The organism is Adlercreutzia equolifaciens (genome assembly GCF_029076695.1).
GTDB classification, from domain to species: Bacteria; Actinomycetota; Coriobacteriia; order Coriobacteriales; family Eggerthellaceae; genus Adlercreutzia; species Adlercreutzia equolifaciens_A.
Window position 1 is genome coordinate 1 of the sequence record NZ_JARFIK010000507.1, and the last position, 294, is coordinate 294.

The following is a 294-nucleotide window of genomic DNA, read 5'->3' on the forward strand; positions in this document are numbered from 1 at the left end:
CTTTTGGAGATTTCATTTCTTTGTCAGACGTATGTGATGTAGATACGGCAAGACTGATCAAGCGAGAAGTTTCAGATGGAGTGATCGCACCTGGATACGAACCGGAAGCTTTGGAACTTCTGAAGCAGAAGAAAAAAGGAAATTATAATATCATTCAGATCGATCCGGATTATGTTCCGGCTCCGCTTGAACATAAAGAGGTCTTCGGAATTACTTTTGAACAGGGAAGGAATGAACTTCATATTGATAAAGATTTCTTCTCTAATGTTGTGACTGAGAATAAAGTTATTCCGG

General features: G+C 39.1%; 1 pseudogene. It reads left to right on the top strand.

The annotated features are described in order from the left end of the window. Positions 1–294, top strand: a pseudogene (locus tag PZH32_RS13395) (phosphoribosylaminoimidazolecarboxamide formyltransferase); the annotation flags it as partial.